Annotated in this window: 1 protein-coding gene; it reads left to right on the top strand. The window is 46.0% G+C overall.

Annotated features, from left to right (window positions below; translation table 11 throughout):
- The first annotated feature begins 105 nt into the window (after window positions 1-105).
- Window positions 106-1,146, top strand: a complete 1,041-nt coding sequence (locus tag Q8K48_09245; protein MDP1852576.1) for an MraY family glycosyltransferase — start codon at window positions 106-108, stop codon at window positions 1,144-1,146.
- The last annotated feature ends 223 nt before the right edge of the window (window positions 1,147-1,369 follow it).

Below are 1,369 nucleotides of genomic sequence, written 5' to 3'. Positions count from 1 at the left end.
TTCGGCTCGGGCTTCAGATATAGATAAATCGGTCATGCAAATATCGTACCAAATACTGAATAATTTGTACAAATTAATCCCCTGAGTGATACCTATACTCGCTCCATGAGTTTTAGCGCCGGCCAATTCGCGCTCCTTGGGATTATGGCCTTTGCTCTCACAGGCCTGCTCACCTGGCCCATTCGACTCCTAGCGATCCGTATCGGAGCCATGGATCAGCCCAACCTCGAGCGCAAGACCCAGAAAGAGCCCGTGCCTTATTTAGGTGGTCTCTCAATCGCCATCGCCGTTACTGCGCTCGCTTACGCCGGAGTTGTCGCCTCTGATTACACCACCACCAATTTGCCACTAGCAAGTTATGTATTAATCCCCGCTCTCATCATGGGTGCGATGGGTCTCATTGATGATTTAAGTGGTCTGCCAGCTCTGCCGCGTTTATTAGTGCAAACGATTATTGCAATTGGTATCGCCATCATGTTAGTTAAAACCGATACTGTCGGAGTGGCCTTCGGTAGTTCACTTATGAACCAGGTGCTCACTGTTTTATGGATCGTCGGAATCTGCAACTCTATTAACTTCTTCGATAACTTAGATGGTGGTGCTGCCGGCACTGTCGCCGTTGTCACATTAGGTATTTTCTATATCGCCTTTAACCAAGGCCAGGAATCAGTCAGCGCGCTCGCTATCACCACCGCTGGTGCAACTCTCGGCTTTCTCATCTGGAACAAACAACCGGCCAAGATTTATATGGGCGATGCAGGCGCACTTTTCCTTGGTGTGGTTATCTCGGTTTTAACAATCCGTGTGAATCCAGGGATACATCCGAGTTGGAAATCTTTAGCCCTAATGCCGATTTTATTAGCTGTTCCAATCTTAGATACAACAGTTGCAGTCGCATCGCGTATATATCGTGGGATATCACCTTTGACGGGGGGCAAGGATCATTTGTCTCACCGTTTAGTGCGCAAAGGCGCTACTCACAAAACTGCAGCTATTTTATTGTGGGCTGGTTCAGCTCTATTTGCCTTACTGGCCATAGGAATTTATAACTCCCCAGCAAATATTGGAACCCCACTAATTTATCTCTCAGGCCTTATCTGGGTAGGTGCTTTATTTTCTTTTCTTCGAATTCCGTCGCAGGATTAATTGAAGCAACAAATAAAAACTATCTCGGATTAGAAACCGCACAAGCTCCGAGTGATGACTTTGGAGTGATGTGGCAATCCCGTGACGATAAAATAATTAGCCCACGAAATGTAATCAGCTACTTGTCGATTATTCCGTTTGTTTTGGGTGACCAAAATGCACTTGATCGATAATCACTAAACCACCGCGTTTTTTCTGTTTGACACCAAAAACTTCTGCTTTT

The sequence above is a fragment of the Candidatus Planktophila sp. genome (genome assembly GCA_030681675.1).
Taxonomy (GTDB): domain Bacteria; phylum Actinomycetota; class Actinomycetes; order Nanopelagicales; family Nanopelagicaceae; genus Planktophila.
Note: the sequence above shows the minus strand (reverse complement) of the source record. Positions and strands in the feature narration are given on the sequence as shown.